Here is a 26,849-nt window from a genome sequence, read left to right as displayed (position 1 = left end):
AACCCTGGGGGATAATTACCGATGCAAATGACTCGGGGGTCCCATGCAAAACCAAGCAGGTTCAGTCACGATCGAAGTAGGCGCAGGCGAGTTGCTGGACAAGATCACGATCCTGAAGATCAAGAATGAGCGCATCAGCGATGCCGAGAAACTCCGGAACATTCGCCATGAGCTGAATGTGCTCCAGGAGACCTGGGTGCAAGCCGGTTTGCACAGCCCCGAGGTCCAAGAGCTCGAGCGGGACCTGCGCGAAGTGAACTCCAAGCTATGGGACATCGAGGACGAGATCCGCGAATGTGAAGCGAAAAAGGATTTCGGTGAACGCTTCGTACAGCTGGCGCGGTCGGTGTACATCACCAACGACGAGCGCGCCCGGATCAAAAAGGCCGTTAATACACTCTGCAACTCGGCGATTGTCGAGGAAAAATCCTATTCGGACTACAAAAGCTAGGCGGGCCGAAGGTCCGCGAGCACTTCCCGCAACACGGTCTCCATCGGGAGTTCCTTCAGGTCGTCCGCCTCGATAGCCCGGAAGTTGGCGCGGGACAGCCCCGTACGCACGGGCGATGCATGCGCCCCGAACAAGGCAAGCCCGGGCTTGCCGAGACAGGCCGCAACATGCGTCGGCCCAGTGTCGTTCCCGACCACATAGGAGGCACCCCGCATCACACCCGCCAACCTGAACCAGTCGAGCACCTCGTCGTTAGTGCCCAACAAGGGCGTCGCGGATATCGATCGGCAGAGCTCGATCTCATCGGGCCCGGGGACAGTGACAACTTGATAGTCCGTCCGGTTGGCGATCGCGGCTGCCAGGGTCGAGTAATAGGGCCAGCGTTTCTCGGGATGGCTAGCGGAGGATCCGGGGATAAGAACCAGGTACTTTCCGGTCACGCCACCTGCCTGAAGGATGGGCGTGACTTCATCCGCCATCCAGCCAATGTCGGGCTCAAGGGTATGGGACGTGTCCAACCCTGCCCTCGCAAGCTGTCGCTGGAAGGCGGACAGGGCCGACTCTTCGCCACGCTTGCGCTCGCCGAAAACCCAAGCGGCGCGATTCAGGATGTAGCGGCGATAGATCGACGTTCGGCTGGAATTCTGCAGGTCGTAGACGAGATCAAAACGCTCACCCCGCAGCATCCGCGCCAGACACCACCATCGCAAGGGCTCACGCGCCTTGGGCCGAGTTTCGGTCAACACGCGATCCACGTGTGGGCAGCGCTCGAAGATCGATCGGTACGGCGGCGTCGTCAACACGACGAGTTCATCGCCCGGGTGATGCTTCCGGATATCACGTAGCGCTCCATCCACCTGGACAACATCGCCGAAGGCGCCGTGTTTGATTACGAGGATTTTGGCCATACGGCTTTCGCCCCACTCCCCCGAGTCAATTGGAGCGGTGGGATTTGGATATCAGATCAAGAAGACCTGACAATTCAGTCGTCGTCTTTCAGGATGAACTGGGTGCCGCAGTAGGGGCACAGGTAGCGGCCGTCGGGGGCCTCGTCGATCGGGAGAAAGACGCGCGGGTGCGAGGACCACAGCGCCATCGTCGGCGTGGGGCAGTGCAGCGGCAGGTCCTTGCGCGTGACGGTGATTTCGGTCTGCGCGTTCGCGGTCGGGTACTGATCCTGGTGGTGGGCGGTATCGGGGTTCACCATGGTTTTTCTCGCATCCGGTTGACGGAAAATTGGGCGTCTCAGACGAAGGTCAGCCAGCCCTCGTGGCGGCTGTCCCGGCCCTGTACCACATCGAAGTAGCGCGACTGCAGGCGCTCGGTGATGGGTCCGCGGGTGCCGGAGCCGATCGGGCGGTCGTCGACCTCGCGGATCGGAGTCACCTCGGCGGCGGTACCGGTAAAGAAGGCCTCGTCGGCGATGTACACCTCGTCGCGGGTGATGCGCTTCTCAATGACGTCCAGGCCCTCCTCGTGCGCCAGCTCGATGACCGTGCGGCGGGTGATGCCGTCCAGCGCGGAGGTCAGGTCCGGGGTGAACAGCACGCCGTCGCGCACGATAAAGATGTTCTCGCCGCTGCCCTCGGCCACGTAGCCCTCGGTATCCAGCAGCATGGCCTCGTCGTAGCCGCAGCGGGTGGCCTCCTGCAGGGCCATCATGGAGTTCATGTAGTTGCCGTTGGCCTTGGCCTTGCACATGGTCACGTTGACGTGGTGCCGGCTGAAAGAGGAGGTGCGAATGCGAATCCCCTTCTCGATGCCCTCGTCGCCCAGGTAGCTGCCCCAGTGCCAGGCCGCAACCATCGCATGCACCAGGAGATTGTCGGCGCGCAGGCCCATCCCTTCGGAGCCGAGGAAGCACATCGGACGCAGGTAGGCGCTTTCCAGCCCGTTGTCGCGCACGGACGCGATCTGGGCATCGTTCAGCACCTCGGCGGCATAGGGGATGGTCATGCCGAGAATCTTGGCCGAGTTGAACAGCCGCCGGGTATGGTCCTGCAGGCGGAAGATCGCGGGGCCGCGCTCGGTCTTGTACGCGCGCACGCCCTCGAACACCCCCATGCCGTAATGCAGCGTGTGGGTGAGCACGTGGGTCTTCGCCTCGCGCCAGGGCACCATCTGCCCGTCCAGCCAGATCACCCCGTCGCGGTCGGCCATCGACATCGTCTAGTTCCTCTATGTAGTCTCGTTCGCGGCCGATTTCGGCTCGCCGAACAGGTCATTCCAGGCTTCGATCACGCCATCGCGCACGGCGCAGAGCTCGTCGTCGGGCTTCTCGACCCGGGCGTCCAGGCCCGCCAGCGTCAGGCGGTGGATACGGTTGCGCAGATCGCGGTAGGCATCCGCCAACGCCTCGCTCAACGCCGCGTCGATCACGCCCTCGCGCCCCAGCGCATCCAGCGTGCGGATCTTGTCCGGCCAGTCACACACGGCGGGATGATCGTGAGCGGATACCAAAACCCAGTATTGAACCATGAATTCAATATCAGTGATACCGCCGCGGTCGCGCTTGAGATGGAAGCCGTGGCCCCGCTTCGAGGCGTGCTCGGCCAGCATGCGGTTGCGCATCTCGACCACCTCGGCGCGCAGTGCATCGGTATCCCTTTCACGAGTCAGCACCTCGCGACGCAGGGCATCGAACTGCTCGCCCAGTTCGGCATCCCCGGTCACGAAGCGCGCACGCACCAGCGCCTGATGCTCCCAGGTCCAGGCCGACTCGTCCTGGTAACGCCGGAACGCCTGCAAGCCGCTGACCAGCAGACCCGCGGTCCCGCTGGGCCGCAACCGGGTATCCACCTCGTACAGGCGGCCCGCCGGGGTAAAGGCCCCCAGCAGGTGCACCACCCGCTGGGCGACGCGGGCGAAGAATTCGGTGTTGTCGATCACCTTGGGCCCCGCGGTCTGCGCCTCGTCGCCCTCGCTGTCGTGCAGGAACACCACGTCCAGATCCGAACCATAGCCCAGCTCGAAGCCACCCAGCTTGCCGTACCCGATCACCGCAAAGCGCGCGACGCGGCGCGCATCCGTGGCCCCGCACTGCGGCTCGCCGTGGCGCTCCACCATCTTGTCCCAGGCCAGCTGCAGCACCCGCTCCAGAAGCACCTCGGCCAGCCAGGTCAGATGGTCGGAGATCTTCATCAGCGGCAGAAAGCCCATGATGTCGGCGGCCGCCACGCGTAGCGTCTGCACCTGCTTGAACTGGCGCAGCCGGTCCAGCATCTGCTCGTGGTCCTGCCCGGGGAACTGCGCCAGCTCGGCCTCCAGCTCCTCGCGCAGCCCGTCACGATCGGGCGGCGCGTACAGCGCGCGCGGGTCCAGTAGCTCGTCCAGCAGCACCGGGTGGCGGGTCAACTGCTCGTTGATCCACGGGCTGGCGGCCACCAGCTTGACCAGCTGCGACAGCGCCAGGGGGTTCTCCACCAGCAGCGACAGGTACACCGAGCGCCGGGCAATCGTGCGCACCATCTGCAGCGCCCGCGGCAATACGGCATCCGGCGCGTCCATCTCCGCGATCGCCCCGATCAGCAACGGCATCAGGCGGTCCAGGCGCTGGCGCCCGGTCACGCTCATCGCGCGCACGCCCGGACTCTCGCGCAGATCGGCAATCCCGCGCAGAGCCTCGTCCGCATCCTGAAAGTCCATCGCCTCCAGCACCGCCCGGGCATCCGCCTCCGGCAGCGAGCCCTGCCACAGACGATTGAGCTGCTGCTCGCGCCCGGTCTCGGGCGAGGCCTCCATGGCCTCGCCGTCCGCGCGCTGCGGCGCACTGAATACCTGCTCGAAGTGAGCATGCACCCGCCGCTGCTCGCGCAACAGCGCCATCTCGAAGGCCGCCTCGTCGTCGAACCCCAGCGACAGCGCCAGTCGATGCCGGTCCTGACCATTGGAGGGCAGACGGTGGGTCTGCTGGTCATTCAGCATCTGCAGACGGTTTTCTACCCGACGCAGGAAGCGATAGGAACGTTCCAGCTGCTCGACGGCGTAGCCGGGCAGCAGGTCGCGCTCTTGCAATGCCGTCATCACGCCCAGCAGGTCACGCCGCTGTAGCCCCTGGTCGCGCCCCCCGCGGATCAACTGGAACGACTGCGCGATGAACTCGATCTCGCGGATCCCGCCTTCGCCGTGCTTCACGTCCTCGAAGCGACCGCGCCGCGCCGACTCGTCGTTAATCATCTGCTTCAGCTCGCGCAGATTGGCCAGCGTGCCGTAGTCCAGATAGCGCCGGTAGATGAACGGGCGCAGCCGGCGCATCAGGCGCGCGCCGGCGTCCGGGTCGCCCGCCAGCGGACTCGCCTTGATCAGGGCGTAGCGCTCCCACTCGCGGCCGTGGGCCTGGTAGTAGTCCTCCATCGCGTCGAAGTGCATCACCAGCGGTCCGGAATCCCCGAACGGGCGCAGGCGCATATCCACGCGATAGCAAAAGCCGTCCGCAGTCACGTCCGACAGCGCCGCAATCAGCTGGCGCCCCAGGCGCTGGAAGAATTCCTGATTCTCGATCACGCGCTTGCCATCGGTCTCCCCCGCCTCCTCGAAGGCGAAGATCAGATCGATATCGGAGGAGAAGTTGAGCTCGCTGCCACCCAGCTTGCCGAGGCCCAGGACCACCATGGACTGGGCCTCGCCCGCGGGGCTGCGCGGCTGGCCGTAACGCTCCTGCAAATGGCGGTCCAGCCATTGCAGGCCACCCTCAATGAGGGAGCGGGCCAGACGGCTCAGGTCGTGCATGACCTCGTCGAGGTCGGCGTGCCCGGCCAGGTCGCGCCAGGCGATGCGGATCATCTCGCGATGCCGCGTTTCGCGCAGCGCGTGACGCAGCCCGGCATCGTCGGTCACGGCCTCCAGGCGCGCCTGCAGCGTGCGCTCGAAGTCCGCATCGTCACACGCCGGTATTTGGCCGTGTGGATCCAGCGCCTCGAGCAGGTACCCCGGATGCTGACGCACTGTCTGCACCAGGTAGTGACTGAAGGCGAACGGGGCCGGGGTCGACGCCAGGAAGGTGTCCGGCCAGGCGAGCTTTTCGTCCAGCTCGGCCAGCAGATCGCGGACCTCCTGCTCCAGCGGCGGCGACAGGCGAGCGGGGGATTCGGGCAGGGGCTTGTCCATGTGCCAAGCGTATCAGCGTTGCGACCCGGGGAGGCCACCCCATGCCACGTACCGGTCGCGGGGTATTGACTTGGATGAGAACACAAATAACAATCGTTCTCGTCTACACGGCTGTCCGCCGCATGAATCCACACGAGGATCGCTCGCCATGAACTTTCGCCCGTTTGCCTGGCTGATCGCCACGGCCGCCGCCATCGCCGTCAGCATGCCCCTGGTCGGCTGCAGCCCCGCCGACCAGGACGAGGTCAACCTCTATTCGGCGCGCCAGGAAAACCTGATCAAGCCGCTGCTGGACGACTTCACTGATCAGACCGGCATCCCGGTCAACCTGGTGACCGGCGGGGCGGACAGTCTGCTGCAGCGCCTGCGCCACGAGGGTCGCAACTCACCCGCCGATCTCTTCATCACCGTGGACGCGGCGCGTCTGCACCAGGCCAGCGAGGCCGGCGTGCTGCAGGCGGTCGAATCGGACGTGCTGCGCGAGAATATCCCGGAGCGCTACCGCGACCCGGACGGACAGTGGTTCGGCCTGTCGTCGCGCGCGCGCCCCATCCTCTACCACAAGGACCGCGTGGACCCGGCGGAACTCTCTACCTACGAGGCCCTGACCGACGCGCAATGGGAGGGCCGGATCTGCATCCGCTCCTCCAGCAACGTGTACAACCAGTCGCTGGTGGCCGCGATGATCGCCACCGAGGGCGCCGAGGCCGCCCAGGACTGGGCCGCCGGGATCGTGGCCAACATGGCGCGCCAGCCGCAGGGCGGTGACCGCGATCAGATCCGCGCCGTGGCCGACGGGGTCTGCGACGTCGCGATTGCCAACACCTACTACCTGGGCCTGATGCTGGACGGCGAGGGCCGTGATCGCGAAGTCGCCGAGCAGATCGGGGTGTTCTGGCCCAACCAGGACGGCCGCGGCACCCACGTGAACATCAGCGGTGCCGGCGTCACCGCGCATGCCCCGAACCGGGACAACGCGATTCGCCTGCTGGAATTCCTGTCCTCCACCGAGGCGCAGGAGTGGTACGCCGAGGTCAACCAGGAATACCCGATCCGCGACGACGTACCGGCCAGCGACATCCTCCAGAGTTTCGGCGAATTCCAGTCCGACGACATCGAGCTCTACCGTCTGGGCAACCACAACGCCGAGGCCGTACGCATCATGGACCGCGTCCGCTGGCGCTGATGCTCGTCCACGACACCCCACTCACTCTCGCCCCCGGTCCTCCGGGGGCGTTCTGTTGGGCACCACAGAACGCGGGGAGGGCACAGGGCCTGGCATAAGGCGCGGTGTAGCGACCGGGGTCGCGGCACATGGCCTCGACAATCCGCCAGTCACAAGGCGGCCATAGTGGTATTCGAAACAAGAACCTTTATTATTCGCAATCCATGACCGCCCAGACCACCAACCCGCCCGCGACGCCTGCGAATCCTGCGGTTCGCCAGCGCCTGCCGTTCAGCCCGTGGTCGGCGGTCGCCATCGTCGTAGCGCTGACACTCGCCCTGCCGATCCTGGTCATCTTCGGGCACGTGTTCATCCCCGCCGGCGAGGTCTGGACCCACCTGCGCGAGACAGTCCTCGCGGACTATGTCGTCAACTCCCTGGCCCTGCTGATTGGCGTCGGGATCGGGGTGCTGGTGATCGGGGTACCGGTTGCCTGGCTGGTCAGCGTGTGCGAGTTCCCCGGCCGTTCGATCTTCCAGTGGGCGCTGATGCTGCCGCTGGCCATGCCGGCCTACATCATTGCCTACACCTACACCGGCATGCTGGATTTCAGCGGCCCGGTACAAAGCCTGATCCGTGAACTCACGGGACTGGGTTACGGCGAGTACTACTTCCCCGAGATCCGCTCGCTGGGCGGCGCCATGGCCATGCTGACGCTGGTGCTTTACCCCTATGTCTACCTGCTCAGCCGCGCCGCCTTCCTCGAGCAGTCGGTCTGCGTACTGGAGGTCTCCCGCACCTTGGGCGCCGGTCCGTTCGGTGGCTTTCGCCGGGTCGCCCTGCCGCTCGCACGTCCGGCCATCATCGCCGGGTTGACCCTTGCGCTGATGGAAGTGCTGGCCGATTACGGCACGGTCGCTTACTTCGGCGTGAGCACCTTCACCACCGGCATCTTCCGCACCTGGTACGCCCTGGGCGACCCGGCCGCGGCGGCCCAGCTCGCGGCCGTGCTGCTGACCTTCGTATTCGTACTGATCGTGCTGGAACGCTGGTCGCGGGCCAAGGCGCGCTTCCATCACACCAGCCGCCGCTACTCGACCCTGCCGCGTTACCAGCTACGCGGCTGGAAGGCCACCGCGGCCTTCCTGGGCTGCCTGTTTCCGGTCCTGCTGGGCTTCCTGCTGCCGGCCCTCCAGCTCGGACTGTGGACCGTGCAGACCACCGAACAATGGATGAACCCGGCCTTCGGGCGACTGGTCTTCAACAGCTTCTGGCTGGCCATCGCCGCGGCCGTGATCGCGGTCGTCCTGGCCCTGGTCCTCGCCTATGCGCGGCGCATGGAGGGCGGGCGTTTCACCGCGGCTGCCGTGCGCGTCGCCGGGATGGGCTACGCGGTACCCGGCATCGTGATCGCGATCGGCGTGATGATCCCGTTCGCCGCCTTCGACAACGCCCTGGACGGCTTCATGCGCGACACCTTCGGGGTGTCCACCGGCCTGTTGCTGTCGGGCACGCTGTTCGCCCTGCTGTTCGCCTATGCCGTGCGCTTTCTCGCCGTCTCGCTGCAGACGGTCGAGGCCGGGCTGGGCAAGATCCAGCCGAGCATGGACGATGCCGCCCGCTCGCTGGGGATGCGTCCACTGCAGACCCTGACCCGGGTACACCTGCCGATCATGCGCGGCACCCTGCTGACGGCATTGCTGCTGGTATTCGTCGATGTCCTGAAGGAGCTTCCGGCGACGCTCATCCTGCGCCCGTTCGACTTCAACACCCTCGCCGTGCGCGCCTTCGAGCTGGCCAGTGACGAGCGCCTGGCCGAATCCTCCAGCGCCGCCCTGGCCATCGTGCTGGTCGGGCTGGTTCCCGTTATCCTGCTGTCCGTGACCATCGGCCGCTCGCGCCCCGGCCAGCAGGGCCCGACCCGCGCGGCGGACGAAGAATCGCCGCAAAAACCCCTCGCCATGCCCGCAGGCACGACGAATACGCCATGACCCAGCCCATCGAAACCACACTGCAGGTGCCCCATACCCCGCTGATCGCCCTCGATCGAGTGGATATCGGCTATGACGGTACCGCCGTGGTCCATCAGGTCTCCCTGGCCCTGCCCAAGGGGCAGATCGGCTGCCTGCTGGGCCCCTCCGGCTGCGGCAAGACCACATTGCTGCGGGCGATCGCCGGCTTCGAGCCCCTGATGGCGGGGAGCATCCAGCTGGACGGGCGCAGCGTCAGCGATGCCCGCAGCACGATCCCGCCGGAGAAGCGCGGGGTCGGCATGGTGTTCCAGGATTTCGCCCTGTTCCCGCACCTGAGCGTGGCCGACAACATTGGCTTCGGCATCCGCCACTGGAGCCGCAAGGATCGTGACGAGCGCATCCGCTCGCTCCTCAAGCTGGTGGGGTTGCCGGGCTATGGCGAGTCCTACCCGCACGCCCTGTCCGGTGGCCAGCAGCAACGCATCGCCCTAGCCCGGGCCCTGGCCCCGCGGCCCAAGCTGCTGTTGCTGGATGAGCCGTTTTCCAGCATGGACGTGGAGCTACGCAGCGAACTGGCCCGCGAGGTCCGGCGCATCCTGCGCGCGGAGAACACCACCGCCATCCTCGTGACCCACGACCAGAACGAGGCCTTCGCCTTCGCCGATCGCATCGCGGTGATCCACCAGGGCCGCGTGGCCCAGTGGGACACTGCCTACAACCTCTACCATCGCCCGGCGGATCGTTTCGTCGCAGACTTCGTCGGCGAGGGTACGCTGATCCCCGGCATGGTCTGCGCCGAACACGTGGTCGATACCGCCTTTGGCCAGATCGAGGGCACGCTGTCGGAACAGCTGCCGCCCGGCACCGCCGTGGACGTCCTCGTGCGTCCGGACGACATCGCGATCGACAACGAAGCGGGCACCATCCGCACCGAGATCCTCGACAAGGCCTTCCGCGGGGCGGACTTCCTCTACACCCTGCGCCTGCCGGACGGTCTCAGCGTGCTGTGCATGGCGCCCAGCCACGACAATTTCGTCATCGGCGAGCACGTGCGCCTGCGCCTCGACTTCACCCACCTGGTGGTATTCTCGCGCGGCAGCGGGGTCGACTGCCCGGCCTCCTGACCCTGGCGCGCTCCGCAGCCCGCCAGGGTCGTTGGTGCAGGCCCAGCGGGAACTCGCGTGATTTCGCGCGTTCCGATGTCGACACGCTCCCCTTTCCGCAACCGCTATCATCGTTTCATGACCCACGCCCGCGCCCCTGTTGTCCGCCGCCCGGCCCGCACCGGGCTGGGCGTGGTTGCGATGCTGCTCGTCGCACTGGCGGGCATCCCGGGGGCGGCCGGTGCGCAGGATGGCTCCACCCCCGGCTTGCAGATCGGGGGGGGTACCGACGCTCAGCGCAGCAATATCCGCAACAGCATCAACCTGGCTCGCCACCCCTGCGACTTGCCCGGGTTTCGTGAGGGCCGCGTGTTGCGCGACACCGAGGCGCGCGCCACCGATGCCCTGCGGGCGATCGGTTTCTACGACCCCGAGCTGGATCTCGATTTCGAACGCCACGAGGCCTGCTGGGATATCCGCATCACCCTGGATCCCGGCCCGCCGACCACGGTGGAGCAGGTGGACCTGCAGATCACCGGCGAGGGAGCCGGTGATCTCGGCTTCGAGGCCGTGCTCAGCCAGACCGAGATCCGCGAGGGCGACACCCTGCGCCATGATCGCTACGAGGCCCTGCGCAACCGCATGACGCGGATCGCGTCGGATCGCGGCTATTTCGACGCCGATCTCCACACCCGACGCCTGGAAGTGGACCGCGACACCCGCAGCGCGACCATCCGCCTGCACATGGATACCGGCGATCGCTACCGCGTGGGGCGGGTCCACATCGACCAGGACATCCTCTCCGAGGACTTCGTCCAGCGCATGGTGCCGTTCGCGGCGGGTGACCCGTACAGCTCGGCGCAGATCATCGCGCTGCAGCGCAATCTGAACGACAGCGGCTACTTTGGCGGCGTCCGTGTGCGCCCGCAACGCGACGCGGCAGAGGGACTGCAGGTCCCGATCCTGGTCGAACTGGAGCCGCGCAAACGCCATAGCTACGAGGCCGGCATCGGCTACTCCACCGATATCGGCCCGCGTATCCGGCTGCGCTACGAACATCGCTACGCCAACCGGATCGGCCATCGCTACCAGGCCGAGATCGAGGCGTCGCCGGTGCGTTCCGGGATCGGCTACAACTACGAGATCCCGCTGCGCGACCCGCTGCGCGAACGCCTGAACCTGTTCACCACCTATCGCACGGAAGACACCGACACCCAGCAGTCCGATCGCTTCCAGGTCGGCGCCAACCGGGTCCTGCAGCGCCGCAGCGGCTGGCAGACCACCGAGGGGCTGCGCTACGAGTACGAGGACTACACCGCCGGCGAGGATGACAGCGGGCGCAGCAACCTGCTGATCCCGTCCTACCGGATCAGCCGCATGGAAGCGGACGAACCTATGACCCCGCGCCGCGGCTACCGCTTCGAGACCACCGTTCAGGGCGCGCGCGAAGAGATCCTGTCCAGCATCTCGTTCGCCCAGGTCCTGGCCAGCGGCAAGGTGGTCCGCGGCCTCGGCACCGGCCGGGTGCTGGCCCGCGTGGATGCCGGCTTCACCGACGTGGACTCGGTCAGCGACCTCCCCAGCTCTCTGCGCTTCTATGCCGGGGGCGATGCCAGCATCCGTGGCTACGGCTACCAGCGGGTCGGGCCACGCAACGACAGCGGCGACGTGATTGGTGGGCGCCACAAGGTAGTGGGCAGCCTCGAGTACGACTACCCGGTCGTCGGCAACTGGAGCGCCGCGGCCTTCGTCGACGCCGGCAACGTCGTCAACGAGTGGGACGAGTTCGACCCCGTCTACGGCGTCGGGGTCGGTGTGCGCTGGCGCTCCCCGGTCGGCCCGCTCCGCGTGGACCTGGCTCACGGGCCGGACTCGGACGATGACTTTCGCATCCACTTCTCCATGGGTCCGGACCTTTGAGACCCCTGTTGCGCGGCACACTGTGGGGGCTCTCCACGGTCCTTACCCTGGTGATCATCCTGCTGGGCACCCTCGGGGCCCTGCTCGCGACCGAATCGGGGACCCGCTGGCTGGTCGAACAGGGCGAGCGCCTGGCCCCCGTCGAATTGCACATCAACCGAGTCGAGGGGACCCTGTTCACCGAGCTGCACCTGCACGGGTTGCACTTGGCACTGCCCGACGGCCCGGTGATCGACCTGCCCGCCGGGCGCGTCGGGATCAGCGCCCGCAGCCTGCTCCGCGGCGAGCTGAACATCCGGACACTGGCCGCCACCGGGCTGCGCGTGGACCTGCCACCACCCGACCCGGATGCGCCACCCGCGGACGAACCCTTCGCCCTGCCCGATTCCTTCCGGCTGCCGCTGGCAGTGCGCCTGGATCAGCTACGGGTCGAGGACATGGAGATCCTGCAGGCGGGCGAACCCCTGGCCTCGATCACCCGCCTGACAGCCCGCGCCCGGTCCAGCGGCTCGCGCATCGAACTGCACGAACTGGAGTTGGACATGCCGGAGATCCGGGCCCAGCTGGCCGGCGAGATTGAGGCCGATGGCGACTACCCCGTGCATCTGCGGGGCCAGTGGCAGGCACCCCTGCCCACGGCCCTGGCCGAGGGCCTGGGCACGGACGAGGCGCGTGGCGAGTTGGAGATCACCGGGGCCTTGCGCGAACGTGTGCAGCTCGAACATGACCTGCGCGCCGGCATCGAGCTGAACCTGCAGGCCAGCGCCCACGAACTGTTCACCACCCCGGCGCTGGAACTGGCGGCGCAGTGGCAACCCTTCACCTACCACCTCGACCCGGAACAGGACATCGCCCTGGAGGGCGGCCGCCTCGACCTGCAGGGGACTCCGGAGGACTGGGCGCTGAATCTGCAGACCGCGGCCACCCTGACGCCCTGGCCACGGCTTGTGCTGAACACCCGGGCGCACGGGGACCTCGAATCGGTGGAGATCGAAGCCCTGGATATCGATTCCGAGGCCGGGCGGGTCACGCTCGCCGGGCCCATTCGCTTTGTCGACACCCTGGACTGGGACCTCACCCTGGAGGCCGAGGACCTGACCCCCGCCGGAATGGGTGTGGAGTTCAATGCCGGGGTCGAACGCCTGAAGGGACGGTTGCAGGGCACCCTGCCGCTGGGAACCGACACCCCGCCTCTGGCGGCCCTGGACGCGAGCGTCACCCTTGACGAGCTGACCGGGCACTACGAGGGGGAACCCATCACCGGCAGCCTGAACGCCTGGCTGGTCGACGGTCAGGCGCGGATCGAGGACACGCACCTGACGATCCGCGATACCGCGCAGCTGGACTTGAACGGTTCGGCCACGGGCCTCGCGGGCGACCTGAGCGACCCCGATCATCGCCTCGTCTTCGACCTCGGACTGGATCTGGAGGCCCCGGATCTGGCGCGCCTGCACTCGGAGCTGGACGGGCAGATCGAGCAACTGCGACTCGTGCTGGACGGCAACTACGCCCCCGCCAGCGGCGCCCTGAGCGCGCAGCTTGGCCTGGACCCATTGCGCGCCCGACTGCGCGGGATCGACATCACGGGCGATGCACTGATCGCGCTGACCGAGACGGGTGGCAAGATCGAGCGGCTGCAACTCGCCACCGACACAGGTGCCCGGCTCGCCCTGAATGGGGATCTCGACTGGTCCGAGGGCCTGCGCTGGGACCTCGCACTGGAAGGCGACGGGCTGGATCCGTCGCTGATGGTCGCCGAGGCCCCCGGCCAGATCGCCCTCGCCCTGCTCAGCCAGGGGCACCTCGACGCCGACGGCACCCCCCGCGTGCAGGCCCAACTCCAACGGCTGGAGGGTACGCTGCGCGACCAGCCCGTATCCGGTCAGGGCCAACTGCAGCTGGAGGGAGAACATCTGCGAGTGGACCAGCTGGACCTGGCGCTGGGCCGGAACACCCTGACCGCCCACGGCGAATGGGCCGAGGCCCTGGATTTCGAACTGCGCCTGGATGCCCCGGAGCTGGATCGGCTCTGGCCCAACCTCGCCGGCCGACTGGAGCTCGACGCACACATCACCGGAGAACCCGATCGGCCGCGCGTGGCGGCACGCGGAACCGGTGCGGAGTTGCGGCTCGCGGATATCTCCCTGGAGCAACTGGAGCTGGAGGCCGACGCCGGCCTCGAGGTCGCCGCCCCGGCCGAGATCGACCTGCGCCTGACCGGCCTCGGGCTGGCCGACGGCACACGCGTGGAGACCCTGCGCCTGGGGGCCTCCGGTCGCATCGACGGGCATCGCGTGACACTGGCGGCCGATGCCGGGGATCTGGGCTCGCTGGATCTGGCGCTGCAAGGCGAATTGAACCCCGACACCCTGCACTGGCGCGGCCAGATCGCACGGCTGGATCTGGACCAACCCGCGGGGGGCCCCTGGCAACTGACCGAACCGGTCGCACTGGAAGGCGGGCCGGAAGATGCACGGCTGGAGCGCCTGTGCCTGGCACGCGACGACGGACGACTGTGCGTCGAGGGGGATTGGGGTGCGGCGACAGGGGCCGAGTTCGCCGCCGAGGCCCGGGCGGTGGACCTGGCCTGGCTGGAACCCTTCCTGCCGCCGGAACTCGCTATCGCGGGCCAGCTGAATGCTGACGCCAGCGGCCGTATGGAAGCCGATGGCACCGTGACGGCCGACCTGACCGTGACCCCGACCGATGGCCACCTGGTCGTGCGCGACGAGGACGGAGACCTGGAGGAGGTGCCCTACCGCGATGTGCGGCTGACCGCCCGGGTGCGCGATCGCGACGTGGACGCCTCCCTGCGGCTCGACTTCCTGGATGGCGGGACGGCGCGCAGCGATATCCAACTACGCCCGGACGGCGACGACCTGCGTATCGACGGCGACTTCGAGGCGCACCTCGATAACCTGTCCTGGCTCGCGGCTCTGAGCCCCGAGATCCAGCGCCTGCGTGGCTCGCTCAACGCCCGCCTGGACTTCGGCGGACGACTGGATGCGCCACTGGTGGAAGGCGAAGTGGCGTTCCGCGACGGCGGGGTCCTGATCCCCGAGGCCGGCATCGATATCGTCATTCCCGAGATCACGGCCCGGGTGGTCTCGGCCGAACAGCTGACCCTGACCGGCCGCCTGGAGTCCGGGGACGGCGGCATCGACCTCGACGGTCGCGTGGACCTCGGCGACGCCGGGCCCCGTGCCGAGCTGAACCTGACCGGCGAGGACTTCCTGGTGGTCAATCGGATCGACGCCGAGGCACGCATTACACCGGACCTGCAGCTGGTCTTTACCCCCGACGACGGTATTCGTGTGCGCGGCGAGGTCTTTCTGCCCTGGGCGCGCATCCGTCCGCCGGATCTGCCGCCCGGAGCGATCCGCGTCTCCGGCGACGAGATCATCCTCGGGGAGGAGATCACGGAGGCACAGGGACTCAAGACCGACATCCGCATTCGGATCCGTCTGGGGGATGACGTGCGCTTCGACGGCTTCGGCCTGACCGCACGCTTCGCCGGCGAGGTGGATGTCGAGGAGGTCACCGGGCAACCGACCCAACTGTTCGGCGAGATCACGATCCCCGAAGGCGAGTACAGCGATTACGGCCAGGACCTGCGGGTGGAACGCGGCAGCCTGGTCTTCCAGGGGCCGGCGGAGAACCCGGAACTGGACCTGCGCGCGGTACGCACCGTGCGCGAATACAACGTGACCGTCGGGCTGGAGATCCGCGGCACGCCGGACAACCTGAGCTCGCGGGTGATCTCGGACCCGCCGATGGACGAGACCGAGGCGATGTCCTACCTGCTGACCGGGCGCCCCCTATCCGGCGCCTCGCAATCCGACGGCAACATGATCGCGGCCGCGGCGGCCGCCTACGGGCTGGAACAGGGCGCGGTGATTACCGAACGCATCGGGCGCGAACTGGGGCTGGACGAGGTGGAGCTGGACACCGAGGGCGGGCTCGACGAGAGCGCGCTGACGCTGGGGCTCTATCTCTCGCCGCGTCTGCTGTTGCGCTACTCCATCGGGTTGTTCGACAACACCTCCAAAGTCCTGCTGCGCTACGAGCTGACCCGCAACCTGAGCGTGGAGACCGCCTCCGGGACGACGGAACAGTCGGTGGACCTTATCTATCGATTCGAGCGCTAGGGGGACGCTGCGGACTAAGGATCAAAGGCCTTTTTCACCACGAAGCACACGAAGGTACGAAGAAAAGATCCATGCCGGTTTAACCACAGAGGACACGGAGTTCACGGAGGCGCTCAAACCTGCTCTCGGTGGTGAAGTATCGCTTCACCTTGAAGCTCTTCCCAACGGTGGGGCTGAACCGCTCGTCATCGCGAGGAGCGAAGCGACGTGGCGATCTGCATGGAAGTCACCCGAGCGAGCCCTGGGCTTGGCGCTCTGAGCCGAAAGCGAAGGGGCTTATCGTTTTCTGCGGGCGCCTGGGATCGAGCGGCTAGCTCGAAGTATCGCGAGCGCCGTTGCGTGCGGCGTCGATGCGTACCCGGATCTGGCTGCGATAGAGCTGCTCGTTGGGGATGCCCACCAGGGGACGGCCGACCGGCTGGCCCTCGGCATCGAACGCCATGATCGTCGGCACCACCCGCACGCCGTAGGCACGACCCAGCTCACTCCCCAGCTTGGTCGTGCCATCGAAATCCCGCACCTCCTGGCGATCCAGCATGACCTTGCGGATGTTCACACCCTGGAGAGCCGGGTCCTCGGTCATCGGGCCAAGATAACGCTGTTCGGCACGATCACAGTAGGGACAGCTACTCGACGCGAACATGATCACGGTCGCCTTGCCATCACCCTGGGCGCTCAGCGCCTGGAGGTCCGTTGAACGTTCGACGCCGCCCGCCGCGACCGCAGTGGCCAGCAGCATGCCGACCAAAAAGGCCCCGGAGCGCAGCAGCATCGGGCCGAACGGGGAGCGGGGAAGGTTCGTATTCAGGTTCATGGTCATCATGGATCCTTGGGTGTTTGGAACCAGTCTAGGGCTGCCACATTAACGCAGGCTGAAGGGCCAGCAATCGCGCCTCCGCGTCCGGCCGAGCCGAAGGTCCGCCGACTGGCGCCCGCGAGTTGCCCACAAAAAAGGCCCCGCCGGAGCGGGGCCTGATTCCAACGCGCCGGCGAACCGGCGGTCAGGGTCTTGCCGGCGACCTTAGTCGGCGCGCTTGCGCACGTCGGAGGTCACTTCCACGCGGCGGTTGGCTTCGCGGCCTTCCTGGGTGGAGTTGTCGGCGGTCGGACGGTCTTCACCGTAGCCGACGGTGCGGATGTCACTTTCACGCACGCCTTCGCTGGCCAGGAAGTCGGTGACTGCCTGGGCGCGACGCTCGGACAGGCCCTGGTTGTAGTCGGCCGGGCCGATGGTGCAGGTGTGGCCTTCGACCAGCACCGAGCTGTACTCGGCGTCGTCGGAGGTCAGGCTGCGGGCCAGATCACGCAGGGCGGAACGACCTTCGGAACGCAGGTCTGCGCTGTCAAAGTCGAACAGGGCCTGGGCGCTCAGCGTGGTGGTGGTGAATTCCGGCTCCGGCTCCGGCGCCGGGGCGGCGGCGGGCTCGGGCGCGGGGGCCTCGGCGGTTTCTTCGATGTAGCCCGCGCAATGCGGGAACTTCACGTTTTCTTCCGTCCAGGAGCGCGTACGCACACATTCACCGGAGCGATCGACCACAACCTTGCCGCTACGGTCGGTCACGTTGGCGGCCGGCGGTTCCTGCGCCACAACCTGCCCGGCGGCGCCGAGCACCAGCGAGGCCACGGAAGCGGCCAGAAGATTCTTAACGAGCTTATGATTCATTGCAAAGCCTCCTTGTAAAAACAATAGACGTCGGACCCGGGTTGAACCGCGCGACCACCATGGTACGCGCCGCGACCGCAATCCAAAGCAGCGAGCTCCTTGCGCCAAGCCCCCTACAGTACCCTGATAGTGGCACACAAGTTCGGGTTTTGCACGCATCGGAACGCAAATTATGTGTCGACATCACAACATCGTCACATTCCGTAAATTTCCGAATATCCAGTGACTTTCGACTGCCCTGTTTCGATATTGCAACAGACAGAACCCGAATCGCACAGAGACGTTCCGGCAAGCTGTACTCCGGAAGACACACAACCCTGCTAAGGGTTCCTGAAACCGCGGATTTGGCACCCGAACTCGGACCCCAGGAAACGGTACCGGTCAGACAAAAAGACCCCGCCGAAGCGGGGTCCCTAGGTACATCAACGATGCACGGGTAAAGCGGCGAATTACATCATGCCGCCCATGCCACCCATGCCGCCCATGCCACCCATACCGCCCATGTCGTCGCCACCGGCGCCGCCACCGTCATCCTTCTTCGGGATGTCGGCAATCATGGCCTCGGTGGTGATCAGCAGGGCCGCGACCGATGCGGCGTTCTGCAGCGCGGAACGGGTCACCTTGGTCGGGTCCAGGATGCCCATGTCGATCATGTCGCCGAACTCGCCGCTTGCGGCGTTGTAGCCGTAGTTGCCCTTGCCTTCCAGGACCTGGTTGAGGACCACGGACGGCTCGTCACCGGAGTTGAAGACGATCTGGCGCAGCGGCTCTTCCATCGCACGACGGCAGATGTTGATACCGGCGGTCTGCTCGTCGTTGTCACCCTTGAGCTTGGTGATCGCGGCGCAGGCACGCAGCAGGGCCACGCCACCGCCGGGGACCACGCCTTCTTCCACCGCCGCACGCGTGGCATGCAGGGCGTCTTCGACGCGGGCCTTCTTCTCTTTCATTTCGATCTCGGTGGCAGCACCGACCTTGATCACGGCCACACCGCCGGCCAGCTTGGCCACGCGTTCCTGCAGCTTTTCCTTGTCGTAGTCGGAGCTCGCTTCCTCGATCTGCGCACGGATCTGGTCGACGCGGCCCTTGATGTCCTTGTTGGACCCCATGCCGTCGATGATCGTGGTGTTTTCCTTGGTCACCTGCACCTTCTTGGCGCGGCCCAGGTCTTCCACCGTGGTCTTCTCCAGCGACAGGCCGACCTCTTCCGAGATCACCTGGCCACCGGTCAGCACGGCGATGTCCTGCAGCATGGCCTTGCGGCGATCACCGAAGCCCGGGGCCTTCACGGCGGCGACCTTGACGATGCCGCGCATGGAGTTGACCACCAGGGTCGCCAGGGCTTCGCCCTCGATGTCCTCGGCGATGATCAGCAGCGGCTTGTTGGCCTTGGCCACGCCTTCGAGGATCGGCAGCAGATCACGGATGTTCGCGATCTTCTTGTCGAACAGCAGGATGTAGGCGTCTTCCAGCTCGGCGCTCATGTTCTGCTGGTTGTTGATGAAGTAGGGTGACAGGTAGCCGCGATCGAACTGCATGCCTTCCACGACATCCAGCTCGTTTTCCAGCGAGGAGCCTTCCTCGACGGTGATCACGCCTTCCTTGCCGACCTTGTCCATCGCATCGGCAATGATCTCGCCGATCGCGGTGTCGGAGTTCGCGGAGATCGAGCCCACCTGGGCGATCGCCTTGTGCTCGGTGCACGGCTTGGAGAGCTTCTTCAGCTCTTCGGTGGCGGCCTTCACGGCCTTGTCGATGCCGCGCTTGAGGTCCATCGGGTTCATTCCGGCGGTGACCGCCTTCATGCCCTCGCGGACGATGGACTGGGCCAGCACGGTCGCGGTGGTGGTGCCGTCACCGGCGGTGTCGGAGGTCTGCGAGGAGACTTCCTTGACCAGCTGGGCGCCCATGTTCTCGAACTTGTCTTCCAGCTCGATTTCCTTGGCCACGGACACGCCGTCCTTGGTCACGGTCGGGGCACCAAAGGCCTTGTCCAGGACCACGTTGCGGCCCTTCGGACCGAGGGTGACCTTCACGGCGTTAGCCAGGGTGTTCACGCCCTTGGCCATGCGGGTACGGGCGTCGGTACCAAAGCGTACTTCTTTAGAGCTCATGATTCGTTCTACTCCTGAAAATTCGTGTTAGACGGTCGCGGTTCGGGGCGTTCAGCCCTCGATGACGGCCATGATGTCGTCTTCGCGCATCACGAGGACTTCGTCGCCTTCGACCTTGACCTCGGTGCCGGAGTACTTGCCGAACAGGACCGTGTCCCCGGCCTTCACGTCCAGGGGACGGGCTTCGCCGTTGTCCAGGATCTTGCCGTTGCCTACCGCAACCACTTCGCCACGGATCGGCTTCTCGGCCGCGGAATCCGGGATCACGATGCCGCCGGGGGTGGTGCGTTCTTCTTCCATACGCTTCACGATGACTCGATCGTGCAAAGGACGCAGGTTCATGGCGCGAACTCCTTAATAGAATGTCTCAAACAGGAAAATTGGTTTGCCGGGCAGGCACCCTGTTAGCACCCGCCCCTGACGAGTGCTAATAATAGGGGCACACAAGGGCGAGTCAAGAGCGCGCGTTACGAAAGCGGGGCCAGAAACGTGAATCAGCGACGGTCGTCGTGGTCCAGCCGGTCGTCGGGCGCCTCGGTGCGGTCGTCGTGTTGGCGGAATTCGCCCTCGATGGTACCGCCGCCCTGCGGCCCGCCAGGGCCGCCGGTGCGCGTGCGGACCATGCCGCGGCGCAGGATGCCGGCCGCCGCCCAGCGCCGCAGCGGCGGAATCAACAGCACGAAGCCGGCGGCATCGGTAAAGAACCCCGGCAGCAACAGCAGCACCGCGGCCGACATCAGCAGCCAGCCCTCGACCAGCCCGCGCGCCGGAACCTTCCCTTGCGCCAGGCTTTGTTGCAGCCGCCGCCAATGGTAAAAGCCCTGCAATCGGAACAACATCAGCCCGGCCGCCGCCGTGACGATCACCAGCACCACCGTCATCAGGGCGCCCACGGCATCACCTACCCAGGCGAAGCCGAAGATCTCGAGCAGCACTAGACCGAGAAAGACAAACAGGGGAAAGAGGGGGTTGCGCATCGAAGGGGTTCCGCAGATCAGGCCTGTTTATTGGAACATGCGCCCCGGGTGGTGTCGATTGGAACCTCGCTGATGCGCGGATACCCCAACAACCAGGCGCCCGCGGGGAACCCGGCCCTTTTTCCTTGCACGACAAAGGGAATTAAGCCAGTCTCCTGCACGTCATTGGTGCATACGGCTATCTACATATTCGGAGAGTGACGGCTCATGTTGCGTAATCCAATCCTGATGCTGGCCCTGCTGGCCTTCCTTGTCCCGGCCCTGGCGACCGCCGCTGTCGAAGACCCGCGCGATCCGGAGCACCACTTCTTCGACCCGACCTTCGGCGAATTCCCCGAAGAACTGGAAGAAGCGCGCGCGGCCGGCAAGAAAGGCATCCTGATCTTTTTCGAGATGGCCGACTGCCCGTTCTGCCACCGCATGAAGAACCAGGTACTGAACCAGCCCGAGGTCCAGGAATACTTCAGCGAGCACTTCCGGGTGTTTAGCGTGGATGTCGAGGGCGCCATCGAGATCGCCACCTTCGAGGGCGAGACCAAGACCCAGATGGACTGGGCCACCCGCGACTACCGGGTGCGCGCCACACCGGTGTTCCAGTTCTTCAACCTGGAGGGCGAGCCCATCGCCCGCTTCATCGGCGCCACCCGCGACTCCCGCGAATTCCTGCAGCTGGGCGAATTCGTCGCCGAGGGGCACTACAAGGATCAGAACTTCCCGCGCTTCAAGCGCGAGCAAGACGGCCGCTAACCCTTACTCGTTCACTCCGAGGATCGACGCCTGATGCCGCCGATGCACCCCCGCTCGCCCCGCACTGGCCGCCGGCGGCCCCTGGCTTGCCTGCTGCTGGCCAGCCTGCTCCTGTGGCCCCTGGCCGGACCGGCGACCGCACAGGATGCCGGCGGCGCGGCCGACCTCGGCCCACTACCCAACCCGATGCGGGTGGGCGACGCCCTGGATCGGGCCGATGCCCTGCACCCACGGGTGCGCCAGGCGCGCGCCGACCGTGAACAGGCCCGCGCCGCCCTGGAGGCAACTCGGGCAGAGCGCGACGTCACCCTGAACGCGCGGCTCGAGGCCCGCTGGATTGAGCCCAACGATCGGGTCGAGGACCGCACCCGCAACGACTCCCGCGCCGCCATCGTCGCGCGCAAGCTGCTGAGCGACTTCGGCCAGTCCCATGCGCGCGAATCCGCCAGCGAGCAGCGCCTGGAGGCCGCCCACCAACAGGAAGCGCTGACCCATGCCCGTCACCGCATCCACGTCCTCGAGCGCTACTTCGACGTGCTGCTGGCGGATCTCGCCTTCGCTCGCGACACCGAGGCCATGGCCGCCGCCTACGTATCCAAGGAACGGGCCGAGGAACGCAACCAGCGCGGTCAGGTCTCGGACATCGAGGTCTTCCGCCTGGAATCCGAATACCAGACCCTGCGGGTGCAACGTACCCGCGCCCTGCAGGACCAGGCCCGGACCCGGGCCGCGCTGGCCGAGGCCCTGAACCGCCCGGACCGGCGCGTGCGCACCGTTCTCGCCCCCATGCTGCCACTCGATCTGCCCGAGCTGCCCGAGCTGGATGCGCTGCTGGCCGAACTCGACAACACCAGCCCGCGCCTGATGGCCGAGCGCCGCCACGTCGAGGCCGCGAGCCGCGAGGTGGCGGCCTCGCGCGCGCAGCGGCGCCCGCGCCTGTACGCCGAGGCCGAATCCGGCTGGTGGAACCGCGACCTGGGTGGCGGCGACCGCAACCCGTTCGCCGCCGGCCTGGTCCTGGAAATCCCGCTATACGAGGGCCGGCGCCACGACAGCCGGGTCGGCCAGGCGGTCGCCGCCCGCCATCGGGCCGAGGCCGAACTGGGCGAGGCACGCATCGAGGCGCGCAACCGCCTGCGCGAGCTGTACGACGAGATCCGCGCACTGCAGACTCAGCGCGACGAAGCCGCCTGGCGCATGGACTACCGAGAGCTGTACATCGACCGCGCGCGTTACCTGTACGACATCGAGGACCAGGCCGACCTGGGCGACTCGATGGTCCAGCAAAGCGCCGCGGCGCATTTCAATGCGGGCACCGAATTCCAACTGGCCCTGGCCTACGAACGCCTGGCCCTGCTGAGCGGCCGCGACGAGCTGAGCCCGTTCCGCGCCACCGACGAAAACCCTTGAGCCACCGGCCCGCCGGCGACCAGACGGGAGACCTATACATGCCCCGCGTATTCCATGCCCCATCCCTGCTGACCACCGGTGGCCTGGTGGCCCTGCTCGCCCTGGCGCCCACGCCTCTACTGGCCGAGGAAGGCTTCGCGGCCCAACTCGACTGGGGCGAGCGCCACCGCATTACCGCCCCGATCGCGGGCCGCATCGAGGCAATCGAGGCCCGCGCAGGCGACCGGGTCGCGGCCGACGACGTCCTGTTCCGGTTGGATACCCGACGCGGCGATGCCGCCCTGCGCGCCGCCCGCGCCACCATAGAGCGCCTGCAGATGGAGCTGGACGAGGCCGAACGCGAGCGTGACAAGGCCGAGGATCTCTACGACCAGACCCTGATCGCCGCCCGCGAACTGGAGCTGGCGCGCATCGATTATGCGACCGTCGCGGCCCGCCTGGCCGAGGCCCGCGCCCAGCGCGACCGCATCCGCGCCGACCTCGAGGACGCGACCATCCGCGCCCCGATCAGCGGGCGCCTGGTGCGGATCGACGCCAACACAGGGCAGTACGTCAATCCGGCGTTGCTGCCGCCGGTCCTGGCGATCCTTGGCACCATCGACCCGATGCGCGCCGTGGCCACCGTCCCGGCCGCCACCGCCGCCGACCTGGAACCCGGGGAGACCGTTACGGTCGTAGTCGGCGACCAGCGTCTTTCCGGCACCATTGCGACCATCGGCTGGGAGCCGACCGGCGACGAGCCCGAGCGGGGTTACCGCGTCGAGGTCGAATTCTCTCCGATGGACGACACTCCACTGCGCCCGGGTCAGCCCGCACGGATCGAACGGGACTCCTGATACATGAGCAATGAGCAATCGCCATCCAGCGCCCGCGCCTGGCTGGTCATTACCACACTCGACGACCCGGACACGGCTGACAGCCTGGCCGGCGCCCTGGTGAAGCAGGGTCTGGCCGCGTGCGTGCATATCCTCCCGCCCGGACGCTCGGTCTACATGTGGAAAGGGAATATCGAAACCGACTCCGAAGTCACTCTACTGATCAAGACCTCGCCCGCGCGCCTGAACGATCTTCAGACCCAGCTGGCTGAACAACACCCCTACGACACACCCGAGATCATCGCCCTGCCGATTGAACGCGGGCTGCCCGATTACCTGGACTGGATAACGCAATGCACCTCATGAATCCGCGCACCTGGCTGGCAACCCTGCTGGTCGCACTCCTGCTGGCCCCGGGACTCACGCATGCCCTCTTCGAGGACGACCTGCTGGACCCGGATGACGCCTTCGCCCTGAGCGCCGAGGCGATCGACGCCGACACGGTACGGCTGACCTGGGACATCGCGGACGAGTACTACATGTACCGCGAGCAGTTCGACTTCACCCCCGAAAGCGACGGGCTGGAACTGGGCGAGGCCGAGATCCCGGATGGCGAGGTCAAGGAGGACGAATTCTTCGGGCGCGTCGAGACCTATCGCGGCCAGGTGCAGGTGGAGCTGCCGATCAAGGCGGCCGACAGCACCAGCATCGAGCTGACCGCGCGCTCGCAGGGCTGCGCGGACCTGGGCGTGTGCTACCCGCCGCACTTCCAGACCGTGTCCATCGAGCTGCCTGGCCTGCCCAGCGGCAATGGCGAGACCCGCGCGGACGAAGATGCCGGGGAAGAACGCAGCGCGCTGGGTGACCTGGGCAACCTGTCCGGCGACCTCGGCGCCGCCGATGACCTGCTGGAACCGGAGAAGGCCTTTGCCGCCTCGCTGGAGGCGATCAGCCAGAACGCGGCGATCCTGCGCTTCGACATTGCCGAGGGCTACTATCTCTACCGTGAGCAGCTGGATGTGCGCATCGCCGAGGGCGATGGCATCGAGCTGGGGCCGGTCAACCCACCGGACGGCGAGCTCCAGGAAGACGAGTTCTTTGGCGAGAGCCAGGTCTACCGGGGCCAGGTCGAGATCCTGGTTCCGGTCCTGCGCGACGCGGATGACGTCTCCGAGATCACGCTGGCGATCGACTACCAGGGCTGCGCCGACGCCGGCGTGTGCTACCCGCCACTGACCCAGGAGGTCTCGGTCTCCTTTGCTGCCGATCTGGCCGCCGAGGCCGACACCGACGCCCTGCCGGAAACCGGCGACGGGGCTGCGGAAGACGACGAGGCCGCGGCACCGGTCACCCAGCAGGACCGCATCGCGGCCCAGCTGGCAGACGGCCAGATCTGGCTGGTGGCCCTGGCCTTCTTCGGCTTCGGGCTGCTGCTGACCTTCACCCCCTGCGTGTTCCCGATGATCCCGATCCTGTCGAACATCATCATCGGGCAGAAGAACCTGACCACACGCAAGGCATTCCTGATCTCGCTGGTGTTCGTGCTGGCCATGGCGCTGACCTACACCATCGCCGGCGTATTCGCGGGCCTGGCGGGTGCCAACCTGCAGGCGGCCTTCCAGAACCCATGGATTATCGGGACCTTCGTGGCCATCTTCATCGCGCTGGCGATGTCGATGTTCGGCTTCTACGAGCTGCAGATGCCGGCCGGCGTGCAGAGCAAACTTTCGCAGATCAGCAACAAGCAGGAAGGCGGCACCTACGTCGGCGCCGGCATCATGGGCTTCCTTTCCGCCCTGATCGTCGGCCCCTGCGTGACCGCACCGCTGATCGGGGCGCTGCTCTACATCAGCCACACTGGCGATGCGGTGCTGGGCGGGATCGCGCTGTTCGCGCTGAGCATGGGCATGGGTGCGCCGCTGCTGGTCATCGGCACCTCCGCCGGGCGCCTGCTACCGAAGGCCGGCCCCTGGATGGATACCATCAAGGCGGCGTTCGGGGTCGGCCTGCTGGCCATCGGCATCTGGCTGCTCGAACGGGTGATCCCGGGCGAGGTCGCGATGTTCCTGTGGGCGATCCTGCTGATCGTGACCGCCGTCTACATGGGCGCACTAAGGACCCTGCCGGACAATGCCTCCGGCTGGTACAGCCTGTGGAAGGGCCTGGGTGTGGTGATCCTGATCTACGGCGTGCTGCTGATGCTCGGCGCGGCGACCGGCGGCAAGGACATCTTCCGCCCGCTGGCCACGTTCAACCAGCCCGCGGTGACGGCCACGGGCGAGCAGTCCGGGCCGACCGAGATGGAGTTCACCTACATCGACAGCCTGGAGGACGTGGAGCGCGAAGTCGCACGGGCCCGCGAAAACGGTCAGCCCGTGTTCCTCGACTTCTACGCCGACTGGTGCGTGGACTGCGTGCGTCTGGACCGCACCACCTTCCAGGACCCGCGCGTGCTCCGAGCGATGGGCGACGTGCACCTCCTGAAGGCCGACGTGACCGACAACACCTCCGAGCACCGCGACCTGATGCGTCACTTCAACCTGTTCGGGCCGCCGGCCATGATCTTCTATGACACCGACGGCAACGAGCTGCGCAACTACCGCAATGTCGGCTATCTGAATGCCGACCGCTTCCTGGCACACGTGGAAAGCGCCATCGGGGTGACGCCATGAAAAACCGCATGCACACACTCGCAGGGGTGGTGGTCGCCACGGCCAGCGCCCTGATCCTGACCGCCTGTGGTGACCCGGAACCCGAGATGGACGCCGGGGCAACCTCTGCCACCGAGGTTGCCGCCGAGGAGACCCAGGGCAATCAGCGCATCGACTTCACCCTGCCCGACCTCTCCGGCGAAGAACGCCAGTTCAGTGAGTGGGACGGCGACCTGATCGTGCTGAACTTCTGGGCCACCTGGTGCCCGCCCTGCAAGAAGGAGATGCCGCTGTTCCAGGACACCTTTGATGCCAACCGCGAGGATGGCTTTACCATCGTCGCGGTCGCCGTGGACGAGCAAACAGCCACGCAGCATTTCGTCGACGACTTCGGCATCGAATTCCCGGTACTGATCGGCCAGGACGACGCGGTCGCGATCGGCCGGGAATACGGCAACCGCATCGGCGCCCTGCCCTACACCGTACTGATCGACCGCGAAGGCACCATCCTCGACACCCATCGTGGCGAGGTGGAGCCCGCTGACCTGGATGGATGGCTGGAGGCGCACCTGTAGCAACCCCGGACGCCGGAGCGACGCCCGGCGC

At 66.7% G+C, this 26,849-nt stretch carries 21 protein-coding genes; 12 read left to right on the top strand and 9 right to left on the bottom strand.

The window, feature by feature from the left end; all coding sequences use genetic code 11:
* Positions 1 to 43: 43 nt before the first annotated feature.
* Positions 44 to 451, top strand: a complete 408-nt coding sequence (locus tag F618_RS0101825; RefSeq protein WP_026287876.1) for a DUF6165 family protein — start codon at positions 44 to 46, stop codon at positions 449 to 451.
* On the opposite strand, the gene F618_RS0101820 is transcribed toward F618_RS0101825, so the two are convergent.
* The 4 genes from F618_RS0101820 to glnE all read right to left on the bottom strand — a co-directional run bounded on the left by F618_RS0101820 (position 448) and on the right by glnE (position 5,557).
* Complete coding sequence (locus F618_RS0101820) at positions 448 to 1,359, bottom strand: glycosyltransferase family 9 protein (RefSeq protein WP_019567613.1); 912 nt, start codon at positions 1,357 to 1,359, stop codon at positions 448 to 450. The two genes, F618_RS0101825 and F618_RS0101820, sit on opposite strands and share 4 nt — an antisense overlap.
* Positions 1,360 to 1,433: 74 nt before the next feature.
* Positions 1,434 to 1,658, bottom strand: a complete 225-nt coding sequence (locus F618_RS0101815) for a zinc-finger domain-containing protein (protein ID WP_019567612.1) — start codon at positions 1,656 to 1,658, stop codon at positions 1,434 to 1,436.
* Between the two features lie 38 nt (positions 1,659 to 1,696).
* Positions 1,697 to 2,617, bottom strand: a complete 921-nt coding sequence (locus F618_RS0101810; protein ID WP_019562766.1) for a branched-chain amino acid transaminase — start codon at positions 2,615 to 2,617, stop codon at positions 1,697 to 1,699.
* 12 nt (positions 2,618 to 2,629) lie between these two features.
* Positions 2,630 to 5,557 carry a bifunctional [glutamate--ammonia ligase]-adenylyl-L-tyrosine phosphorylase/[glutamate--ammonia-ligase] adenylyltransferase gene (gene glnE / locus F618_RS0101805; protein WP_019567611.1) on the bottom strand — a complete coding sequence of 976 codons (2,928 nt, stop codon included), beginning with the start codon at positions 5,555 to 5,557 and terminating at the stop codon, positions 2,630 to 2,632.
* 148 nt (positions 5,558 to 5,705) lie between these two features.
* On the opposite strand from glnE, the gene F618_RS0101800 reads away from it, so the two are divergent.
* The 5 genes from F618_RS0101800 to F618_RS0101780 all read left to right on the top strand — a co-directional run bounded on the left by F618_RS0101800 (position 5,706) and on the right by F618_RS0101780 (position 15,866).
* The gene (locus F618_RS0101800; protein ID WP_018168997.1) at positions 5,706 to 6,743 is read left to right on the top strand and encodes a Fe(3+) ABC transporter substrate-binding protein; all 1,038 of its coding nucleotides are present in this window, start codon (positions 5,706 to 5,708) and stop codon (positions 6,741 to 6,743) included.
* Positions 6,744 to 6,946: 203 nt separating this feature from the next.
* A complete protein-coding gene (locus F618_RS0101795) occupies positions 6,947 to 8,713 on the top strand; it encodes an iron ABC transporter permease (RefSeq protein ID WP_018145217.1) in 1,767 nt (588 codons plus the stop codon).
* The gene (locus F618_RS0101790; RefSeq protein ID WP_018649635.1) at positions 8,710 to 9,819 is read left to right on the top strand and encodes an ABC transporter ATP-binding protein; all 1,110 of its coding nucleotides are present in this window, start codon (positions 8,710 to 8,712) and stop codon (positions 9,817 to 9,819) included. The genes F618_RS0101795 and F618_RS0101790 overlap by 4 nt, the downstream gene beginning before the upstream one ends.
* Before the next feature lie 75 nt (positions 9,820 to 9,894).
* Positions 9,895 to 11,718, top strand: coding sequence for an autotransporter assembly complex family protein (locus F618_RS0101785; protein WP_019567610.1), 1,824 nt, complete (start codon positions 9,895 to 9,897; stop codon positions 11,716 to 11,718).
* A gap of 8 nt (positions 11,719 to 11,726) precedes the next feature.
* A complete protein-coding gene (locus F618_RS0101780; RefSeq protein ID WP_019567609.1) occupies positions 11,727 to 15,866 on the top strand; it encodes a translocation/assembly module TamB domain-containing protein in 4,140 nt (1,379 codons plus the stop codon).
* A 310-nt stretch (positions 15,867 to 16,176) separates the two neighbouring features.
* Here F618_RS0101780 and F618_RS0101775 read toward each other — a convergent pair whose 3' ends face one another.
* The 5 genes from F618_RS0101775 to F618_RS0101755 all read right to left on the bottom strand — a co-directional run bounded on the left by F618_RS0101775 (position 16,177) and on the right by F618_RS0101755 (position 20,620).
* Positions 16,177 to 16,686 (bottom strand): thioredoxin fold domain-containing protein, encoded by a 510-nt coding sequence (locus F618_RS0101775; RefSeq protein WP_018937311.1) that lies wholly within the window; start codon positions 16,684 to 16,686, stop codon positions 16,177 to 16,179.
* Between the two features lie 201 nt (positions 16,687 to 16,887).
* Positions 16,888 to 17,529: an OmpA family protein gene (locus F618_RS0101770; RefSeq protein WP_018937312.1), complete on the bottom strand. Its 642-nt coding sequence runs from the start codon at positions 17,527 to 17,529 to the stop codon at positions 16,888 to 16,890.
* Positions 17,530 to 17,978: 449 nt separating this feature from the next.
* Positions 17,979 to 19,643, bottom strand: coding sequence for a chaperonin GroEL (gene groL, locus F618_RS0101765; RefSeq protein WP_018145211.1), 1,665 nt, complete (start codon positions 19,641 to 19,643; stop codon positions 17,979 to 17,981).
* Positions 19,644 to 19,694: 51 nt separating this feature from the next.
* Positions 19,695 to 19,985 (bottom strand): co-chaperone GroES, encoded by a 291-nt coding sequence (gene groES, locus F618_RS0101760; RefSeq protein ID WP_018948078.1) that lies wholly within the window; start codon positions 19,983 to 19,985, stop codon positions 19,695 to 19,697.
* A 152-nt stretch (positions 19,986 to 20,137) separates the two neighbouring features.
* A complete protein-coding gene (locus F618_RS0101755; RefSeq protein ID WP_018948079.1) occupies positions 20,138 to 20,620 on the bottom strand; it encodes an FxsA family protein in 483 nt (160 codons plus the stop codon).
* Between the two features lie 207 nt (positions 20,621 to 20,827).
* Between F618_RS0101755 and F618_RS0101750 the strand changes: the two genes are divergently transcribed.
* From F618_RS0101750 to F618_RS0101725, 6 genes are read left to right on the top strand one after another with little or no spacing between them, the layout of a single operon-like run.
* Positions 20,828 to 21,367 (top strand): thioredoxin family protein, encoded by a 540-nt coding sequence (locus F618_RS0101750; RefSeq protein WP_019567608.1) that lies wholly within the window; start codon positions 20,828 to 20,830, stop codon positions 21,365 to 21,367.
* 33 nt (positions 21,368 to 21,400) lie between these two features.
* Entirely contained in the window at positions 21,401 to 22,777 is a 1,377-nt protein-coding gene (locus F618_RS0101745; RefSeq protein ID WP_019567607.1) for a TolC family protein, read from the top strand.
* Between the two features lie 38 nt (positions 22,778 to 22,815).
* Positions 22,816 to 23,613 carry an efflux RND transporter periplasmic adaptor subunit gene (locus F618_RS0101740; RefSeq protein ID WP_019567606.1) on the top strand — a complete coding sequence of 266 codons (798 nt, stop codon included), beginning with the start codon at positions 22,816 to 22,818 and terminating at the stop codon, positions 23,611 to 23,613.
* A 3-nt stretch (positions 23,614 to 23,616) separates the two neighbouring features.
* A complete protein-coding gene (gene cutA / locus F618_RS0101735) occupies positions 23,617 to 23,958 on the top strand; it encodes a divalent-cation tolerance protein CutA (protein WP_019567605.1) in 342 nt (113 codons plus the stop codon).
* Positions 23,946 to 26,264, top strand: a complete 2,319-nt coding sequence (gene dsbD, locus F618_RS0101730; RefSeq protein ID WP_019567604.1) for a protein-disulfide reductase DsbD — start codon at positions 23,946 to 23,948, stop codon at positions 26,262 to 26,264. Before cutA ends, dsbD begins: the two co-directional genes overlap by 13 nt.
* Positions 26,261 to 26,818 carry a TlpA disulfide reductase family protein gene (locus F618_RS0101725; RefSeq protein ID WP_038071018.1) on the top strand — a complete coding sequence of 186 codons (558 nt, stop codon included), beginning with the start codon at positions 26,261 to 26,263 and terminating at the stop codon, positions 26,816 to 26,818. Before dsbD ends, F618_RS0101725 begins: the two co-directional genes overlap by 4 nt.
* Positions 26,819 to 26,849: the final 31 nt, after the last annotated feature.

It is taken from the genome of Thioalkalivibrio sp. ALMg13-2, from assembly GCF_000381185.1.
In the GTDB taxonomy this organism is placed as follows: Bacteria; Pseudomonadota; Gammaproteobacteria; order Ectothiorhodospirales; family Ectothiorhodospiraceae; genus Thioalkalivibrio; species Thioalkalivibrio versutus.
This window is presented reverse-complemented; position numbering and strand designations above follow the sequence as displayed.

Excerpts from the sequence above, each read along its gene's own strand:
- F618_RS0101790 (WP_018649635.1), top strand. The coding sequence starts at position 8,710 with ATGACCCAGCCCATCGAAACCACACTGCAGGTGCCCCATACCCCGCTG.
- F618_RS0101775 (WP_018937311.1), bottom strand. The coding sequence starts at position 16,686 with ATGACCATGAACCTGAATACGAACCTTCCCCGCTCCCCGTTCGGCCCG.
- F618_RS0101810 (WP_019562766.1), bottom strand. The coding sequence starts at position 2,617 with ATGTCGATGGCCGACCGCGACGGGGTGATCTGGCTGGACGGGCAGATG.
- F618_RS0101725 (WP_038071018.1), top strand. The coding sequence starts at position 26,261 with ATGAAAAACCGCATGCACACACTCGCAGGGGTGGTGGTCGCCACGGCC.
- F618_RS0101785 (WP_019567610.1), top strand. The coding sequence starts at position 9,895 with ATGTCGACACGCTCCCCTTTCCGCAACCGCTATCATCGTTTCATGACC.
- F618_RS0101800 (WP_018168997.1), top strand. The coding sequence starts at position 5,706 with ATGAACTTTCGCCCGTTTGCCTGGCTGATCGCCACGGCCGCCGCCATC.
- F618_RS0101820 (WP_019567613.1), bottom strand. The coding sequence starts at position 1,359 with ATGGCCAAAATCCTCGTAATCAAACACGGCGCCTTCGGCGATGTTGTC.
- cutA (WP_019567605.1), top strand. The coding sequence starts at position 23,617 with ATGAGCAATGAGCAATCGCCATCCAGCGCCCGCGCCTGGCTGGTCATT.
- groL (WP_018145211.1), bottom strand. The coding sequence starts at position 19,643 with ATGAGCTCTAAAGAAGTACGCTTTGGTACCGACGCCCGTACCCGCATG.
- F618_RS0101745 (WP_019567607.1), top strand. The coding sequence starts at position 21,401 with ATGCCGCCGATGCACCCCCGCTCGCCCCGCACTGGCCGCCGGCGGCCC.
- F618_RS0101770 (WP_018937312.1), bottom strand. The coding sequence starts at position 17,529 with ATGAATCATAAGCTCGTTAAGAATCTTCTGGCCGCTTCCGTGGCCTCG.
- F618_RS0101825 (WP_026287876.1), top strand. The coding sequence starts at position 44 with ATGCAAAACCAAGCAGGTTCAGTCACGATCGAAGTAGGCGCAGGCGAG.
- dsbD (WP_019567604.1), top strand. The coding sequence starts at position 23,946 with ATGCACCTCATGAATCCGCGCACCTGGCTGGCAACCCTGCTGGTCGCA.
- F618_RS0101795 (WP_018145217.1), top strand. The coding sequence starts at position 6,947 with ATGACCGCCCAGACCACCAACCCGCCCGCGACGCCTGCGAATCCTGCG.
- groES (WP_018948078.1), bottom strand. The coding sequence starts at position 19,985 with ATGAACCTGCGTCCTTTGCACGATCGAGTCATCGTGAAGCGTATGGAA.
- F618_RS0101740 (WP_019567606.1), top strand. The coding sequence starts at position 22,816 with ATGCCCCGCGTATTCCATGCCCCATCCCTGCTGACCACCGGTGGCCTG.
- F618_RS0101815 (WP_019567612.1), bottom strand. The coding sequence starts at position 1,658 with ATGGTGAACCCCGATACCGCCCACCACCAGGATCAGTACCCGACCGCG.
- glnE (WP_019567611.1), bottom strand. The coding sequence starts at position 5,557 with ATGGACAAGCCCCTGCCCGAATCCCCCGCTCGCCTGTCGCCGCCGCTG.
- F618_RS0101755 (WP_018948079.1), bottom strand. The coding sequence starts at position 20,620 with ATGCGCAACCCCCTCTTTCCCCTGTTTGTCTTTCTCGGTCTAGTGCTG.
- F618_RS0101750 (WP_019567608.1), top strand. The coding sequence starts at position 20,828 with ATGTTGCGTAATCCAATCCTGATGCTGGCCCTGCTGGCCTTCCTTGTC.